We start from the raw sequence: 358 nt of genomic DNA, 5'->3' as shown, positions 1-358 counted from the left end.
AAGATAAAGCGCTTTGCCCTCATAATCGAAAACAAGATGAAATCTTCGCATGATCTCACTCCCAATACTGCCGTTACGGGCGTAATAAGTTTGTAGACCTTCTACAGAAAGACTGTCCGGAAATGATGTTGTCACTTCGCCAAGCGTATTATCTCCCAATGTTATAGAAGTCACTCTTCCCCTTCTTCCTGTCACGTCTCCTGAAAGTCCCAAACCAAGGAAATCCGGAAAGGATCTGTGGGGAATATAAATATTAGTGCTGTCCGGAAAAAGCCATAGCGCATCGCTGAGTCCGTTATCCAGCAGCAGGGTGGCAAAGGCAGGTTTTTCATCAATTTCCAGCCTGGTGCTTATATAG

At 45.0% G+C, this 358-nt stretch carries 1 pseudogene; it reads right to left on the bottom strand.

The window, feature by feature from the left end:
• A pseudogene (locus HC175_RS21020) lies at window positions 1–358 on the bottom strand (hypothetical protein); the annotation flags it as partial.

This window comes from Salinimicrobium oceani (genome assembly GCF_012037645.1).
Note: the sequence above shows the minus strand (reverse complement) of the source record. Positions and strands in the feature narration are given on the sequence as shown.